The organism is Massilia sp. TSP1-1-2, from assembly GCF_049896185.1.
In the GTDB taxonomy this organism is placed as follows: domain Bacteria; phylum Pseudomonadota; class Gammaproteobacteria; order Burkholderiales; family Burkholderiaceae_D; genus Telluria_A.
This window is the reverse complement of sequence record NZ_JAFCTU010000004.1, coordinates 189,041-205,326: the sequence shown is the minus strand read 5'-3', so window position 1 is coordinate 205,326 and position 16,286 is coordinate 189,041. Positions and strand designations below refer to the sequence as shown.

Sequence of the window (16,286 nt, the reverse complement as noted above, 5' to 3'; positions counted from 1 at the left end):
CCCTTCTTCACCACGGCGGGCAAGATCGTCGCTTTTTTGCACACAGGAAGGTTTTCGTGCAAGGTTTCCAAGGTTAGAATGGCGCTCGCAAGCATACTCGCCGGCTGCAACAGCCCCCACGCCACAATAACAAGCAGAGACAAGCAGAGATCGAGACCGAGCAATGAGCCTTTTCCGCACCAAGAACCTGGACCACATGGTGGCCCAAAGCCGCGCCGCAGGTGGCCTGCAAAAAGTCCTGGGTCCCGCCGACCTGGTATTGATGGGAATCGGCGCCATCGTCGGCACCGGCATTTTTGTGCTGACCGGCACCGGCGCGCTCACTGCCGGTCCGGCGCTGACGCTCTCGTTCGTCATCGCCGCCATCGCCTGCGGCCTGGCCGCGCTGTGCTACGCCGAATTCGCCTCGACGGTCCCGGTGGCCGGCTCGATCTATACGTACAGCTACGCCACCATGGGCGAACTGGTCGCCTGGATGATCGGCTGGGACTTGCTGCTCGAGTATGGCCTGGCCACCTCGGCGGTGTCGGTCGGCTGGTCCGGTTACTTTCAGTCGCTCATTGGCGGCTTTGGCTATCACTTGCCCACGGCGCTCACGGCGGCCCCCGGCGCGCTGCCCGGCGTGCAAACGGTGATGAACTTGCCGGCCATGCTGATCATGCTGGTTTTGACGGCCATGCTCTCGTGGGGCGTGCGCGAATCGGCGCGCATCAACAGCATCATGGTGATCATCAAGATCAGCGTGGTGCTGCTGTTTATTTTCGTCGGCGCGCGCCACGTGCAACCCGCCAACTGGCACCCGTTCATGCCGTTCGGAATGAGCGGGACCATGAGTGCTGCGGCGCTGGTGTTTTTCGCCTTTATCGGTTTCGACGCCGTGACGTCGGCGGCCGAAGAAGTCAAGCGGCCCGAGCGCGATCTGCCGATCGGCATCATCGGTTCGCTCGTCGTGTGCACCGTATTGTATGTGGTGGTGTCGGCCATCATGACGGGCATCGTGCCGTACAAAAACTTTGCCGGCGTCGACCATCCGGTGTCGCTGGCGCTGCAATACGCCAAGGAAAACTGGGTCGCCGGCTTTGTCGACCTGGGCGCTATCGTCGGCATGACGACCGTGATTCTGGTCATGGCGTTCGGCCAGACGCGCATCATTTTCGCCATGGCGCGCGATGGCCTGTTGCCCAAGCGCCTGGCCGTCATTCATCCGAAATACGGCACCCCGTTTTTGGCGACCTGGATCGTGGGCATCGTGTTCGGCCTGATCGCCGCCTTTGTGCCGCTCAATGTGCTTGCCGAGCTGATCAACATCGGCACGCTGGCCGCGTTTTGCCTGGTATCGGTGGCCGTCATCGTGCTGCGCAGAAAGCGCCCGGACTTGCACCGCGCCTTCCGCTGCCCGGGCGTGCCTTATCTGCCCGCGCTGGCCATCGTCTTTTGCGTGACCTTGATGACTTTCCTGAGCCAGACTACCTGGATCGCGTTCGGCGTCTGGCTGGTGATCGGCCTGGCCGTGTATTTCGGCTATTCGCGCCGCAATTCGGTCTTGCACCCGGCTGACTAGGAGTTCAAGCCTGATTCCAGCCATTCAACGATTCTGGCGCGATCCGGAGCTGCCGTTCATCGAGGTACGGCAGGTGGGCGACGGCCGCCGGGTGACGCACGGGCGCCATTCGCACGAAACGCTTTCCGTCGGTGTCATTACGGGAGGACGCAGCAGCTATGGCAATGGCGCCCATGCTGAGGTCGTCGACAGCGGCGTGATCGTCATCATGAATCCCGGCGACGTTCATGTCTGCAATGCCATCGACGATGGTGCCTGGTCGTACCTGATGTTTTATCTGGATCCGCACTGGATGGGGCGCGTCCAGTGCGCGCTGCGCGGGGAAGGCAGCGCCGCGTTCCGGCCGTACGCGACGGCGGCGCTGCGTTCGCCGGCACTTGCGGCGGCAGGCGCGCAACTGTTCGTGGAACTGACCGACAGCGACAACGACCGCTTCCGGCGCAAGATGGGCGTCACCGATTTTGCCGGCCTGCTCGACGCCGTGCTGGCGCCCGGGCCCACCGCTGGCGGCGACAGCGTCAAGACCGAGCGCGCGGCCCGGCATATCGACATGCACTTTGCAAAAACACTGCGGCTCGACGAGCTGTGCGCCATAGCGAACCTGTCGGGGTCGTATCTGATCCGCGCTTTTAAGCGGCGCTACGGCGTGGCGCCGCATGAATACCAGACCAACCGCCGCATTCAGTTTGCCAAAGCGCGCCTGAGGGAGCGCATTCCCCTGGCCCAGGTCGCGCTCGAAGCCGGGTTTGCCGACCAGGCGCATTTCCAGCGCATATTCAAACGGCTGACGGCGGCAACGCCGGGACAGTATCGAGGCTAGCGAGCACCTGCGCCAGCCATCAGGTACAGCACGCTGAGCACCAGCATTGCCGCCAGCGCCCGATTGAACAACCGCACCCGATGCGCCGTTCGCACGTGCTGCTGCAGGAAGCTCCCCGCCACGGCTCAGCTGGCGATGGAACAATAGCAGACGATAAAGTAGACTCCGGCAAACAGCCAGACCGCATGCGCGTCTGCCGTCGATGCATAGGTTCCCATGCCGGCCACCGCCGCCAGCCAGGCTTTCGGGTTGAGCCACTGGATGGCGGCCCCGTGCGACCAGGACGGCTTTTGCCCTGCCTTTTCGCCGCCCAGTTCCCCGGAATCGGTGGCCAGCCGCCACGCCATATACAGGAGGAACGCTACACCCGCCCAGCGGATCGCGGCAGTGAGCCAAGGCATCCGAACCAGCATTTCATGCAAACCGAACCCGGTCAGCAGCAGCAACAGCGTGAACCCCAGCGTTGCGCCGGTCACGAGCGCCATGCTGGCGCGCACGCCATGGCGCGCGCCGCTGGCAAGCGCGACGAGGTTGACCGGTCCGGGCGAAATCGCGGCAACCAGTGCGAAGGCCACCATGGATATGAACGTGCTCATCTGCGTTTCCTTTCAGTGAAATGTGCGCAGATGATAGGAGTGCGGTTTGCCGTTGTATTGAATGAAATTGACTATCGTATGATGCGCCCGCGCGCGACGGACGCCCTGGGTCGCGGCTTACTCGCCCTGCACCGGCTTGCTTGCGCACAGGAACACGGCGGCGATCCTGTCAGTGTGCTGGTAAGCCGGTTCCGCGAGCTCTTCGCCAAAAACATCGGGGTCGATTTCCTCGTAAGTCCATCTGAAACCGGCGGCGCCAAGCAGGCTCTCTGCGCTGGCGCGGAAAGGATCGGCGGTGTCGACCATGGCCACGCCCGTGTACAGCGCCAGCATGCCGCCGGGGGCCAGTCGCGCCACCGCCTGTTCGACGATGGCGACCGACAAACCGGCGCCCAGGTCGCCGCCGCCGTGGCGGTAGGCGCGTTGCTCGCGGTCCAGCAGGTACGGGGGATTGGAGACGATCAGGTCAAAATCGCCATCGAGCCCGCTCAGCAGGTCGCTGTGGACCGGTAGCAGATTGGTCACCGATGCCAGGCGCGCATTGATCGCGGCGGCGTTCAGCGCCGCCTGGTTGATATCTGCCGCAAACACGGTGGCGCCGGGATGGGCCAGCGCGATGGTCATGGCGCCGGATCCGGCGCCGCAACCAATATCGACCGCGCGCGTGATCGGACCGGGAAACGCTGCCAGTGCCCCGCGCAGGGCGCGAATGAAGCGATAAGTATCGGGGCCGAAAAAGACCGCGTCGCTGGCGCTGGTGGGAAATGCGGAGTGAAAATACAGCTGGCCGTCAAGGGTCGATGCGCGAACCTGGCTGAGCAGAGCGCCATCCGCATCGTCCACCCCGGTCACAACGCCGGCGTCCCGCATGCATTGCAGCAGCTCGGCATCGGGAACGTCAGCGCAAAATGGCCGGCTCCAGCCGAAGATGCCGGCCAGGTCGGCAGAGCGGCGGGCGTCGGCGCGGGCGTTGACGCGCGCGTGGGTCGCCGGCGTGACCGTCGTAAAGGCATACGCGCGCTGTTTTAATGCCAGCCCCAGGGCCAGCAAGGCGGCGCCGCGCGCGGCGGTCGCAGTGGCAAATGGCGCAGCGGGGCCTGACAGGGAATGGCGCGGCGCGTCTTGAAGTGCAGTCATCGATTGTCTCCAGCAAAAGTTGGGGGAATTGCCTCGCTGGGATTGTTACATACACGGCGACGCACACGGGCGGCGCACAAACACGTATTTGTGTATGGTTAGCACATTTTGGAGTCCTGTTGAGCGCCGCCTACCCCGTCCGCCTTGCGCTGTTTTGCCTGCACATCGTCGCCGGCCTGTATACGTGCACACTGGTGTTTCCCTTCTGTTCGCAAGCCGCTCGCCTGCGCCACATCCAGCGCTGGTCAGCGCGTCTGCTGCGCATTTGCGGCGTTGCCATCGAGCTTGCCGCGCTGCCTGCTGCGGCGGCCGGCACGCTGATCGTCGCCAACCATATTTCCTGGCTCGATATTTTTGTGTTGAATGCCTGCCAACCCTGCCGCTTTATCGCCAAGTCCGAGGTGCGCCGCTGGCCGGTGCTGGGCTATCTGGCCATGCGCGCCGGCACTGTTTTTATCGAGCGCGGCAACCGGCGGGCGCTGGGGCCGCTGCTGCTGCGCGTGGCCGGCCATATCGACGGCGGCAGCCAGATCGCATATTTTCCTGAGGGCACCAGCGCGCCGCAGGGCGCCATGCTGCCGTTTCATTCGGCCCTGTTCGAGGCAGCGCGCGGCGCGGCAATTGCGGTGCAGCCCGTCGCCCTCGCTTATTTCAACGGGGAGGGCGAGGCACACCGCAGCGCTGAATACGTGGGCGCGACCACCTTTGCACAGAGCGTCAGGCTGATCTTGTCTGGTCCGTCGATGGTGGCGCGCGTGGCTTACCTGGCCCCGATCGCGCCCCACGGCCTGCGTCGGCGCGAGCTTGCCGCTGCTGCCGAGCAAGCCGTGACGGCAGCACTGGCGCGCCTCGGTCCTTCGTGAAGTAGCGCACAGACAATGTCGAGCTAGCAATGCCATGCTGGGCCGATTATGCTTATTCAATTCAAACCTCTTCTCGACAGCACTGCTCAGCGCGTCCCCGCCCATCCCCCGGGCGCGGCTTGGCAGGCTGGCATGGCGCCGCGCTGCAGCACGCTCGAGCGCATGCCCAAGTGGCTCATTTGCGTGCCGCTCGCGCTGCAGTGGGTATGGCTGGCGCTGCGTTACCGCAGCGCCACCTTGCCCTCGTGCGCCAATCCGTGCATCACGGCCGGTGGCCTGGTGGGCGAGGGCAAGATGGAATATTTCGCGGGCATGGGCGCCGTCGCGCGCGCGGCCACCGCCCCGTATATTGGCGTGTGCGCCGGGCCGCAACTGGACGCGGCAAGCCTGACCGAGGCGCTGGGCGCCGCCGCGCTGCGTTTTCCGCTGGTCGTCAAGCCTGACCTTGGCCTGTGCGGTTACGGCGTGCGGCGCGTCGCGTGCATGACCGATTTGCTCGCGTACCTGGCGGCCTATCCGCAAGGCGAAAGCGTGGTGCTGCAGCCCTATCTGGCGCAAGAAGGCGAAGCCGGCATTTTTTACGCGCGCGACCCGGACACGGGCAAGGCGCGCCTGATCGGGCTGGCGCTGCGTTATTTTCCCCGCGTGGTGGGCGACGGCGTGCGCACGATCGACGCGCTGATCGATGCCGACCCGCGCGCGCGGCGCCTGCGCAACGGCGGCAAGCACCAGGCCGTCGGCAACGGCAGCCGGATTCCGGCCGCGCACGAACAGGTGCGCCTGGCCACCATCGGTTCCACTCGCGTTGGCGGCTTGTACCGGAACGGCGCGGCGCTGATCACGCCGCAGCTGCTGGCGGCCATCGACGCCATTGCGCGCGACATGCCGCAGTTTTACTGCGGCCGCTTCGACGTGCGTTTCAATACGACGGAGGAACTGGCGCGCGGCGCCGGTTTCACCATCATTGAAGTGAACGGCGCCGGGTCCGAAGCGATTCACGCGTGGGATCCGGACACGTCCCTGCTAAAAGGCCTGGCCATGGTCTTTGCCAAGCAGCGCGTGCTGTTTGCCATTGGCGCTGCGCTGCGCAAGCGCGGGGCGGTGCCGGTCGCTCTTGTGGCCCTGTACCGGTATCACCGGCGCCAGCAGGCGCTAATTGCCTGCTATCCCCCATCGAACTGAGGAGCTGCGCATGCTGAGCCAATATAGTCATACCGTACCCGATTGCACCGCCGGCCATGCGCGCGGCGCCGCAGCGCTGACCGTGACGTGGGCCGGCTGCGAAGACGAGGTGCGCGCCGCGCAGCAGCTGCGCTACCGGATTTTTGGGGGCGAACTGGGCGCGCGCTTGCCGGGTCCGGCGCGCGAGAGCGGGCTTGACGCGGATCGCTTCGATCCCTTCTGCGACCATTTGCTGGTGCATGCGGCGAGCGCCACGGGCCAGCCGCTGCTGGTGGGCACCTACCGGGTGCTGGCGCCCGATGGGGCGCGCCGCGCCGGCGGCTTTTACTCCGACGCCGAGTTTGACCTGGCGCCGCTGCGCGCGCTGCGCCCGCGCGCGCTGGAACTGGGCCGCTCGTGCGTGCATCCCGACTACCGCAACGGCGGCGTGATCCTGGCCTTGTGGAGCGCGCTGGGTCGCTACATGCTGCAGCGGCGCCTGGAAACCATGATCGGCTGCGCCAGCATCAGCCTGGCCGGCGGGCCGGAGGCTGCCACCGCCATCTGGGAAAGCCTGCACCCGCGCTACCTGGCCGCGCCTTGCTGGCAGGTGCGCGCGCGCCATCCGCTCGAATTGGGCGCGCCGCGCGTGCCCACTGCGGAGCCGACGGCGCGCTTTGCACCCGACACGCCACCGCTCATCAAAGGCTATCTGCGCTGCGGCGCCATGCTGCTCGGCCCGCCGGCACTCGACCGCGCTTTCAACACGGCCGACCTGCCCATCATGCTGCGCCTGGACGACCTGGCCCCGCGCTACCGCAAGCACTTCCTGGGACAGCACTGATGCGATTGGCCGGCGCCAGGCGCACCTTGGCGGCGCTGGTGCTGGCGCAGTTTTTTGGCGCGCTGGCCGACAGTGCCTTGCTGATCGCCGCCATCGGCCTGTTGAACGAACGCGCGGCGCCCGCATGGATGACGCCGGCGCTGCGCGTGTGCTTTTATGTGTCGTATGTGCTGCTGGGCGCCTTTGCCGGCGCCGTGGCTGACGCCTTTGCCAAGTCGCGCGTGATCGTGCTGACCAATGTGCTCAAGCTGGCCGGCTGCGCGCTGCTGCTGGCCGGCCTGCATCCCTTGCTGGCCTTTGCGCTGATCGGGTTCGGCGCGTCGGCGCACGCACCGGCGCGCTACGGCATCCTGCCCGAACTGCTCGCGCAAGAGCAGCTGGTAGCGGCCAACGCATGGATGGAAATTGCCACCGTCGGCGCCATGCTGGGCGGGGTGGCGCTGGGCAGCGTGCTGGTCGATCCAGCCTTTCAGATGGCCTTTATCGGCACCCCGGCGCGGTCGGCAACGGCGGGCACGCTACTGTTGTTCGCGTGCGCCGTTGCGGCGTCGCTGGCGGTGCCGCCGGTGCGCGCCACTGCGCCCCATGCGCTGCGCGATCCGGCGCGCCTGGTGGGGCGCTTCGTTGCTTCTTGCCGCACGCTGTGGTCTGACCCCGGGGCAGGGCGGTCGCTGGCCGCCACCTCTCTGTTCTGGGCCGTGGCTGCGGTGCTGCAGTTTTTAGTCTTGCGCTGGGGCACCGATGTGCTCGGTTTGCCGCTGGCGCGCGCCGCGCTGCTGCAGGGCGCACTTGCGCTGGGCGTCATCGGCGGCGCCGTGGGTGCCGCCCGCCTGGTGCCACTGCACAAGGCGCTGTCGGTCATGCCGCTCGGACTGGGCGTCGGCGCGCTGATCGTCCTCATGCCGTGGGTGACCACGGCGCCGGCGGCGGCGCTGGTGCTGGCGGGCATCGGCCTGCTGGCGGGCCTGCTGCTGGTGCCCATGAACGCGCTGTTGCAAGAGCGCGGCAATAGCCTGATGCATGCCGGGCAATCGGTCGCCGTGCAAAACTTTTTTGAAAACGGCGCCGCTTTTGCCGTGTTGCTGTGCTATGGATTGCTCAGCAGTACTGGCGTATCGCTGTTTGCCAGCATCGCGGCCGTGGGGGTGCTGGTGATGGCCGCCACCATGGCCGGCATGCGCCGCACGGGCGCACTGGTAAATGGATGAGACCGCAATGATAAAATTACCTTATCCATCCGCAAAGAGCGAGCTTTCATGACAGACATCAGCAAGCGCAATAACGTGCACTTGCGCGGCACAGGTCAAACGACCATCCTCTTCGCCCACGGTTTTGGCTGCGACCAGAATATGTGGCGCTACCTTGCGCCTCAGTTTGAAAAGCACGCGAGGGTGGTGCTGTTCGACCTGGTTGGCAGCGGCAACTCGGACCTGGCCGCCTACGATTACGGCAAGTACGACAGCCTGCAGGGCTATGCGGATGACGTGCTGGAAATTATCGACCAATTCGCGCCCGGCCCGGTCATTTTTGTCGGCCATTCGGTCAGCACCATGATCGGCATGCTGGCGGCCAACAAGGCGCCGGAGCGCTTCCTGGCGCACGTCATGATCGGGCCTTCGCCTTGCTACATCAATGATCAGGATTATATCGGCGGCTTTTCGCGCCAGGATATCGACGAGCTGCTGGCCACCGTGGAAAACAATTACCTCGGCTGGTCGAGCGCGATGGCGCCCGCCATCATGGGCGCGCCCGACCAACCCGAACTGGGCGTGGAACTGACCAACAGTTTTTGCCGCACCGATCCGAATATCGCCAAGCACTTTGCGCGCGTGACCTTCCTGTCGGATTACCGCAAGGAACTAGCGCGCTGCCAGGCGCCGACCCTGATCCTGCAATGCAGCGATGACTTGATCGCGCCGGTGGCGGTGGGCGAATACATGCAACGGGCGCTGCCGCGCAGCACGCTCAAGGTGATCGACAACGTGGGCCATTGCCCGCACCTCTCCGCGCCGCATGCCAGCACGGTTGCGATGGAGGCCTTTCTGCAACCCTGGTTCGCCGATGACAAGTGAGGCCGCACTGCCCGATTCTGACGCGCTGTTCGAATACGCAGCGTGCGGGCTGGTCGTTACCGATGCGTACGGCAAGATCTTGCGCGTCAATCACACATTTTGCGCATGGCTGGGCTTTGCCGCCGCCGACCTGGTCGGGCAGCGCCGCCTGCAGGACTTGTTTACCATCGGCGGCAAGGTGTTTCACCAGACCCACCTGGCGCCCTTGCTGCAAATGCAAGGGTCGGTCGCCGAAGTCCAGCTCGACATGCGGCACCGGGCCGGCCACACGCTGCCGATGCTGTTCAACTGCCTGCGCCGCACGCACGAGGGCCAGGTGTACGACGAGACGGCCGTGTTCATCGCCACCGACCGCCGCAAGTACGAGTCCGAGCTGCTGGCCGCGCGCAAACATGCCGAAGAAGCTTTGCTGGCGCGGCGCGACGCGGTGCGCGCGCTGCAGGAAAGCCGCGACGTGCTCGGCATTGCCATGCGGGGCGCCAAGATGGGTGTCTGGTCGCGCCAGGTGGGCTCGACCGCCGTCTGGTGGAGCAGCGAACTGGAGGCGCTGGCCGGCTTGAAAGAGGGATCGTTTCCCGGAACGCAGCAAGCCTTCCATGCCTTGATCCACGAAGCGGACCTGGAAGGCTTGAAACAGGCGATCGGCGCGGCCGAGGCGCTGGCGCGCGACTGCACCGTGGAATTTCGCATGCGCCATGCCAGCGGCACCTGGATCCCGATGGAAGGGCAGGTGCGCCTGGCCAGCGAACAGGATAGCGCTCGCCTGATGTTGTACGGCATTGCCATCGACATCACCGACCGGGTTGAAGCGGAGTGGAGCGCCATGCGCCAAGCGGCCATTTTTGCCGACCAGAGCGACGCCATCATCGTCACCGATGGCCAGGGAAAAGTACGTGAGTTCAATCCGGCAGCCGAGCGCATGCTGGGCTACCGCAGCGCCGAGGCAATTGGCGCCGACATGGGGCAGTTTTACCGCCCGGAAGACGCGACCCAAGTGCGCCAGGCCGTGCAGCGCGCCGTGACGGGCGAATGGGAGTGGCGCGGCGACCTGGTTTTTGTGCGGCGCGACGGCAGCGAAGGCTGCAGCGAGGCCGTGATCAAGCCCCTGCGCGACCGCAAGGGCAACAGCTACGGCGCCGTCAGCGTCCATCGCGACATGACCGAACGCCAGCGCGACGCGGCCCAGCTGCGCGCCTTGAACGCCCAGCTGGCCGACGCCGACCGCCGCAAAGACGAATTTTTGGCGACGCTGGCGCACGAGCTGCGCAATCCGCTCGCGCCGCTGCGCAATGTGCTGGAAATATTCAAGCTGCAAGCGAGCAGCAACGCCCAGATGCAGTGGGCGCAGCAAGTGTTCGAGCGCCAGATGAACCAGGTCACCCATCTGGTGGACGACTTGATGGAAGTGTCGCGCATCACTCAGGGCCGGCTTGAACTGCGGCGCGAACCGGTGGCGCTGACGGCGGTCATGCAAGACGCCGTGCAGGCAGTGCAGGAACGCTTGGCGGCGGCCGGCCACCGGCTCGAGATGCACTTGCCGATCGAACCGGTGACGCTCGAGGCCGACCCGACGCGCCTGGTCCAGATCCTGACCAATTTGCTCAACAACGCGATCAAATACACGCCCGACGGCGGCCTGATCGTTTTCAGCGGCGAGCGGCGAGGCGCCGAGGCGGCGATCACGGTGCGTGATTCGGGCATCGGCATTGCGCCCGAAAACCTGGACAAAGTATTCACTATGTTCGCCCAGCTCGAGCCGGGGCTGGACCGCGCCCAGGGCGGCCTGGGCATTGGCCTGTCGCTGGTGCGCGGCCTGGTCGCGCTGCATGGAGGGCGCATTCGCGCCAGCAGCGAAGGGACGGGGCGCGGCAGCCAGTTCGCGCTGTATCTGCCGCTGCCGGCAGCGCCCCTGCAGGTGGCCGAAGTGCCTGCCGCCGCGCCGCAGGCGATCGACGCGCTGCGGCGCGTGCTGGTGGTCGACGACAATGCCGACGGCGCCGATACGCTGCAGATGGCGCTCGAGATGCTCGGCTACCGCGTGCAGTGCGCCTACAACGGCACCAGTGCGCTGGCGCTGGCGCAGCAGTTTCTCCCGCACGCGGTGGTCCTCGATATTGGCTTGCCCGACATGGACGGCTACCAGGTTGCCAGGCGCCTGCGCACCGAGCCGTGGGGCCGGGAAGTGATCTTGATTGCCGCCACTGGCTGGGGGCAGGATGCCGACCGCAAGGCCGCTGTTGCCGCGGGATTTGACCATCACCTGGTCAAGCCGGTCGATTTTATGGCGCTTGACAAGCTGCTGCGCGGATAGCGGGGCGTCGATCCCGCAATCGGCATCGGGAACGCGAAAAAAGCGATTGGACAGCAGGGCGCGCAAGGTGGACGATCACGGTCCTTGTCAAATATTTAGCCTGACGCCACCGAAAAGCGCATCCCAATGACCATTTCCCCACTTCGCAAGTTGTTGGCGCTCGCCTGCGCGCTGCTGCCGGCCCTGGCCGGCGCCGAACCCTACCGTTGGAATACTGTCAGCATGGGCGGCGGCGGTTTCGTCGCGGCCGTGGTGCCGAGCAAAACCATGCGGGGACTGGCGTATGCCCGCACCGACGTGGGCGGCGCCTATCGCTGGGACGCGGGCAGCGCGCGCTGGGTGTCGTTGATGGACTGGGTGTCCGAGGACGAAACGGGCCTGCTGGGCGTGGAAGCGATCGCGCTCGACCGGCGCGACAGCGCCAAGCTGTACCTGCTGGCCGGGACCAGTTACTTCAACAATGGGCGCAGCATGATTTTGCGCTCCAACGACTTTGGAAAAAATTTTACCCGCATCGACGTCAGCGCCCAGTTCAAGGCGCACGGCAACGGCATGGGTCGCCAGAACGGCGAACGGCTGCAGGTTGACCCCGGTTCGAGCAACGTGCTGTACGTGGGCACCCGCGCCAACGGCCTGTTTCGCAGCACCGACAGCGGCAGCAGCTGGCAGCGCCTGGACAGCCTGGATGTGACGTCGACCCCGAACGGCAACGGCATTTGCCTGGTGCTGCTCGACCCGGCCAGCGTGGTCAATGGCGTGGCGCAGCGCATCGTGGTGGGCGTCTCGCGCGCCGGGGCTGCCGGGCCGTCGCTGTACCTGAGCCGCAATGCCGGCGCCAGCTTCAGTCCGGTGGCCGGCGCGCCGTCGTCGCTGATGCCCCAGCGCGCCGCGCTCGGGTCGGACGGCAACTTGTTCATCACCTACGCCAACGGCGCCGGACCGCACCCGCACTGGTCGCTGCCGGAACCGATGAACCAGGGCCAGATCTGGAAGTACGCGCTGGCCTCGGGCGCCTGGTCGAACGTCACGCCGCCGGCGATTGGCGCGCCGTTTGGCGGCATCAGTGTGGCCCCTGACAACCCATTGCGCCTGGTGGCGTCCACCACCAACGCCTGGCTGCAGCAAGATAGCGCTTACGGCGACCATATTTTTACCTCCGCCAACGGCGGCGCCACCTGGACCGACGTGGTGCAGCGCGGCTTTGCCAAAGACGTGCACGGCGTGTCATGGGCGGCGGGCCAGTCGATCCACTGGACAGGCTCGGTGGAGTTCGACCCGTTCGATACGCGCGCCGTCTGGGCAACCTCGGGCAATGGCGTCTTTCGCAGCGCTGATGTGGGCCTGACGCCAGCGACCTGGGACTTTACCGTGGCCGGCCTGGAAGAAACCGTCGCCCTCAATGCGGTCAGCATTGCCCAGGGACCGATGCTCTCGGCGATCATGGATTACGACGGCTTTCGGCATGCGGATGTGGCGCGCTATTCGCCCATGCATGCGCCGGCGGTGGGCTCGACCAGCGGGCTTGATGTCGCCGCACGCAATAGCGCCGTGGTGGTGCGTTCGGGCGCGGCCATGTACTACTCCACCGACACCGCCATGACCTGGAAGCGCGCGGCCACCACGCGTGGCAGGGGCGGGCAGGTGGCGCTGGCGGCCGACGCGTCAGTCCTGCTGCATGCGCCCGAAAACGCGGCGCGGGTGTATCGCTCGCTCGACTTTGGCGCCAGCTGGAGCACGGTGGCCGGCGTGGACGTGTTCAATGCGCGCCCGGTGGCCGATGCAGTCAACCCGCGCAAGTTCTACCTGTACAGCGGCGCGGGCATGCTGGTGAGCGTGGACGGCGGCGCGTCCTTCGGCGCGCGCGCGGCGCTGCCAGCGGGCGCATCGAACGTGGTGCGCGTCGCGCCCGGCCGGGAAGGCGACGTCTGGGTCGCGCTCAACGGCGCCGGGCTGGCGCGCTCGACGGATTCGGGCGCGTCGTTTTCCACTCTGGCCGGCGTGGGCAGCGCCGCTGCGGTCGGCTTTGGCAAGGCCGCGCCGGGGACGCTTTATCCGGCAGTGTATATCTGGGGGAGCGTGAATGGCGTGCGCGGCGCCTACCGCTCCACCGACCAGGGCGCATCCTGGACGCGCATCAATGACGACGCGCACGAGTATGGCGGGCCGGCCAACGGCCGCTTCATCATCGGCGACATGACTACCTACGGCACGGTATACCTGAGCACCGCCGGGCGTGGCATCGCCTACGGGACCATCGCGCCGGCGCCGGTGCCGGTGCCGGTGTTGCCTGCCCAGTGCAGCTACATCGTCACCGGACAGTGGGGCGGCGGCTTTACTGCGGCGGTCCGCATCACCAATCGCGGCAGTGCCGCGATCGATGGCTGGCATGTCAATTGGTCGTACGCGGACGGCAGCCAGGTGAGCGGCAGCTGGAATGCGATTGTCAGTGGCGCCAATCCCTACCGCGCGGGGAACCAGAGCTACAACCGCGTCATTTATCCCGGCCAGAGTGTGGAGTTTGGCCTGCAGGGCAGAATGCCTGGCGCGCGCGCATCGGCGCCGCTGGTGACGGGCGAGATGTGCGGCCCCAGCGGCCCGAGCAGCGTTAGCGCGCCTCTGTGATGGCGGCCGGGCTGGTGTCGTCCTTGCCCATGAAAACGCTGTTCGGGTCGACTTTGTAGTCGCCATAACGCCCGCAGGTGGCATAGCCGCAGCTGGCGTAAAAGGCCAGCGCTGCGCCCTGGTGCGGGCCGCTCTCGAGCTTGAAACTGCGCATCCCGTCTTGCCGTGCGCAAGCCTCGAGCACGGTCAGGATGGCACGCGCCACGCCCTGGCCGCGGCTCTCGGGACGCACGTACATGCGTTTCAGTTCGCCATAGCCCGCATAGAACACGATCGCGCCGCAGCCTTGCGCCCGGCCCTCGCCGTCGCGCGCGACGGCAAAACGGACGTTCGGCTTTGTGAGCGACGACAGATCCATCGCATAGCGGCTCTCCGGCGGGTACAGGCTGTCCTGGTAAGCGTCAAGGTCGGCAATGAGGGCGATGACGTCGGCCTGGTCCGGCGATTCGATGGCGATGTGCATACTGCTCCAGTAAAAAAAGTATTGTCGATAATATAACCGGTCTTGGCGCGCCCTGTAGCCGGGCGCCAAGTTTGACCGAGGCCCGTATTGCGGCGATACTCTGGCCCGTACCCTCGATCAACGTCCAACATGGAGTTTTACATTGAAGAACGCCACATTCCTCGTGCTGGTTTCAGCAGCCGCTACCGCCAGCGCAGCGCCCACGCAACTATTCGACCCGCAGCGCTTGTCGCAGCACGTGAAGGTGGTTTCGTCCGACGCGTTCGAGGGCCGCGCGCCCGATTCGGCGGGCGAGACCAAGACCGTCGCTTACCTGGTCGCCCAGTTCAAGGCCGCCGGGCTCAAGCCTGGCGGCGAGCTTGCCGGCGGCAAGCGCGGCTGGACGCAGGATGTGCCGCTGGGCCGCTTTGAAATCAAGGGACCGGTGACCGTGTCGGTGCACGACGGTAAAAAGACCCAGAGCCTGGCCCAGGGCGACGACCTGGCGATCCGCGCGGCCATGAACGGCGACAAAAAAGTCGACTTCACCAACGTGCCGCTGGTATTCGTCGGCTATGGCGTGAGCGCCCCGGAACGCAAGTGGGATGACTTCAAGGGCGTGGACTTGAAGGGCAAGCTGGCGCTCGTGTTGATCAACGACCCGGATTTTGAAACGGGCGCGGGCGAATTTGGCGGCAAGGCCATGACCTATTACGGCCGCTGGACCTACAAGTTTGAAGAAATGGCCCGCCGCGGCGCGGTGGGCACGATCATCGTGCATGAAACGGCGCCGGCGTCATACGGGTGGGCGACGGTCAAGAACTCCAACACCAACGTCATGTTCGACATCGTGCGCAAGGAGCCGGCCAAGTCGCACGCGCCCATGGAAGCATGGATCCAGCGCGAGCTGGCGGTCGACTTGTTCAAGCGCGGCGGCGCCAACTTCGAGGACCTTAAAAAGCAGGCGCAAACGCGCGATTTTCGCCCCGTCGAACTCAAGGGCGTGACCCTGTCGGCCAGCTACGCCGTTGACGCGCAGGTCATCAAATCGAAGAACGTGCTGGCGCTGCGCGAAGGCACCGGGCGCAAGGGCGAATATGTGATGTACAGCGCGCACTGGGACCATCTGGGCGTGGGACTGGCGGACGCCAAGGGCGACACCATCTACAACGGCGCTATCGACAATGGCACCGGCATTGCGGCGCTGGTGGAAATGGCGCGCGTGTACGCCCAAAAGCCGGCGCCGAAACGCAGCGTGGTGTTTTTGGCGGTGACGGCCGAAGAGCGCGGCCTGATGGGTTCCGAATACTATGCAGCCAATCCGGTATATCCGCTGGCCAAGACGGTGGGCGTGATTAATATTGATGCGCTCAGCCCCCATGGGCCGACGCGCAACTTCACCATTTCGGGCAGCGCCAAGTTCGACTTGCTCGATCAGCTGGTGGCCAAGGCCGGGCAGTACAAGCTGCGCTACACGCCCGATCCTAAGCCGGAAGCGGGCCACTTTTTCCGCTCCGACCACTTCTCGTTTGCCAAGCGGGGCGTGCCGGCCGTGTCGTTCGATTCCGGTGACGACTGGGTTGACGGTGGCGTAGCGGCCGGCAAAGCGGCGTCCGAAGCGTACACAGAAAACAATTACCACCAGCCGTCCGACCAGTGGAGCGAGAAGTGGCCGTTCACCGGCATGGCGCGCGACCTGGAGATTTTGTATGGCGTGGGCGCGGACCTGGCCAACGCCAGCACCTGGCCAAACTGGTCGTCCGATTCGGAGTTCCGCGGCGCGCGCGACGCCAGCGCTTCGATGCGCAAGTAATTGTTGAGGGATGGATACAATCACGCAGATGACTGCCATCCCCC

The 16,286-nt window shown here is 65.8% G+C and carries 12 protein-coding genes and 1 pseudogene; 10 read left to right on the top strand and 3 right to left on the bottom strand.

The window, feature by feature from the left end; all coding sequences use genetic code 11:
* Positions 1 to 163 precede the first annotated feature (163 nt).
* Both ACP7BV_RS05325 and ACP7BV_RS05320 read left to right on the top strand, forming a co-directional pair.
* A complete protein-coding gene (locus ACP7BV_RS05325; protein ID WP_426102247.1) occupies positions 164 to 1,561 on the top strand; it encodes an amino acid permease in 1,398 nt (465 codons plus the stop codon).
* 73 nt (positions 1,562 to 1,634) lie between these two features.
* Entirely contained in the window at positions 1,635 to 2,381 is a 747-nt protein-coding gene (locus ACP7BV_RS05320; protein ID WP_426102245.1) for an AraC family transcriptional regulator, read from the top strand.
* Here ACP7BV_RS05320 and ACP7BV_RS05315 read toward each other — a convergent pair.
* Together ACP7BV_RS05315 and ACP7BV_RS05310 are read right to left on the bottom strand one after the other, a co-directional pair.
* Positions 2,378 to 2,977, bottom strand: a pseudogene (locus tag ACP7BV_RS05315) (LysE family translocator). The gene ACP7BV_RS05320 and the pseudogene ACP7BV_RS05315 overlap by 4 nt on opposite strands.
* A gap of 117 nt (positions 2,978 to 3,094) precedes the next feature.
* Positions 3,095 to 4,114 (bottom strand): methyltransferase, encoded by a 1,020-nt coding sequence (locus ACP7BV_RS05310; RefSeq protein ID WP_426102243.1) that lies wholly within the window; start codon positions 4,112 to 4,114, stop codon positions 3,095 to 3,097.
* 119 nt (positions 4,115 to 4,233) lie between these two features.
* Between ACP7BV_RS05310 and ACP7BV_RS05305 the strand changes: the two genes are divergently transcribed.
* From ACP7BV_RS05305 to ACP7BV_RS05275, 7 genes are all read left to right on the top strand, one after another.
* Positions 4,234 to 4,977 (top strand): lysophospholipid acyltransferase family protein, encoded by a 744-nt coding sequence (locus ACP7BV_RS05305; RefSeq protein ID WP_426102241.1) that lies wholly within the window; start codon positions 4,234 to 4,236, stop codon positions 4,975 to 4,977.
* Positions 4,978 to 5,109: 132 nt separating this feature from the next.
* The gene (locus ACP7BV_RS05300) at positions 5,110 to 6,159 is read left to right on the top strand and encodes a hypothetical protein (protein ID WP_426102239.1); all 1,050 of its coding nucleotides are present in this window, start codon (positions 5,110 to 5,112) and stop codon (positions 6,157 to 6,159) included.
* 10 nt (positions 6,160 to 6,169) lie between these two features.
* Positions 6,170 to 6,982: a GNAT family N-acetyltransferase gene (locus ACP7BV_RS05295; RefSeq protein WP_426102237.1), complete on the top strand. Its 813-nt coding sequence runs from the start codon at positions 6,170 to 6,172 to the stop codon at positions 6,980 to 6,982.
* Positions 6,982 to 8,190, top strand: a complete 1,209-nt coding sequence (gene lplT, locus ACP7BV_RS05290) for a lysophospholipid transporter LplT (protein WP_426102235.1) — start codon at positions 6,982 to 6,984, stop codon at positions 8,188 to 8,190. The genes ACP7BV_RS05295 and lplT overlap by 1 nt, the downstream gene beginning before the upstream one ends.
* A gap of 48 nt (positions 8,191 to 8,238) precedes the next feature.
* A complete protein-coding gene (locus tag ACP7BV_RS05285; protein WP_426102233.1) occupies positions 8,239 to 9,054 on the top strand; it encodes an alpha/beta fold hydrolase in 816 nt (271 codons plus the stop codon).
* On the top strand, positions 9,044 to 11,365 hold the full coding sequence (locus ACP7BV_RS05280; RefSeq protein WP_426102231.1) for a hybrid sensor histidine kinase/response regulator: 2,322 nt from the start codon (positions 9,044 to 9,046) through the stop codon (positions 11,363 to 11,365). The genes ACP7BV_RS05285 and ACP7BV_RS05280 overlap by 11 nt, the downstream gene beginning before the upstream one ends.
* 126 nt (positions 11,366 to 11,491) lie before the next feature.
* A complete protein-coding gene (locus ACP7BV_RS05275) occupies positions 11,492 to 13,987 on the top strand; it encodes a cellulose binding domain-containing protein (RefSeq protein WP_426102229.1) in 2,496 nt (831 codons plus the stop codon).
* Here ACP7BV_RS05275 and ACP7BV_RS05270 read toward each other — a convergent pair.
* The gene (locus ACP7BV_RS05270; RefSeq protein ID WP_426102227.1) at positions 13,971 to 14,450 is read right to left on the bottom strand and encodes a GNAT family N-acetyltransferase; all 480 of its coding nucleotides are present in this window, start codon (positions 14,448 to 14,450) and stop codon (positions 13,971 to 13,973) included. The genes ACP7BV_RS05275 and ACP7BV_RS05270 overlap by 17 nt on opposite strands.
* Positions 14,451 to 14,592: 142 nt before the next feature.
* Between ACP7BV_RS05270 and ACP7BV_RS05265 the strand changes: the two genes are divergently transcribed.
* Positions 14,593 to 16,242, top strand: coding sequence for a M28 family metallopeptidase (locus ACP7BV_RS05265; protein WP_426102225.1), 1,650 nt, complete (start codon positions 14,593 to 14,595; stop codon positions 16,240 to 16,242).
* The last annotated feature ends 44 nt before the right edge of the window (positions 16,243 to 16,286 follow it).